The sequence below is a fragment of the Micromonospora sp. DT4 genome, from assembly GCF_049841675.1.
GTDB lineage: Bacteria > Actinomycetota > Actinomycetes > Mycobacteriales > Micromonosporaceae > Micromonospora.
In genome coordinates this window covers 1-372 of the sequence record NZ_JBNCKT010000424.1, presented here as the reverse complement: position 1 = coordinate 372, position 372 = coordinate 1, and the positions used below count along the sequence as shown (strand labels likewise).

The following is a 372-nucleotide window of genomic DNA, read 5'->3' as shown; positions in this document are numbered from 1 at the left end:
GGCGTCTGGTGCAGCAGTTCGCGTTGAAAAAGCAGCCACAGCCCATGGTCATCGCCGACGACTACACCACCTCGGAATCACTCAAGCAGATGTCGCACATCTACGGCTTCAGCATCCTGCATCGCGCCACGGGCAGCGCCACGACCACCACCCCCACCGCGACCACCACCCCCACCGCGAACCTGGACCCCGTGTGGCAAATCACCAACAGTGACGGCGAAACCGAGGACATTGGCCACAACCTCACCTCAGCCGTGCTCCAAAAAGCGGTTTCCGCCAGCGTCGCAGGCACGAGCCCGGCGACACCCGCGCTCGCCGAACTCCTACTCGCCCGCGACCGGGAAGCGACACTTCAACTCCTGACCAAGCACC

General features: G+C 64.0%; 1 protein-coding gene. It reads left to right on the top strand.

The features are described 5' to 3' along the window. Positions 1-372: hypothetical protein (locus ACLQ24_RS30420; protein WP_425895170.1), on the top strand; the 372-nt coding region annotated here is incomplete at both ends.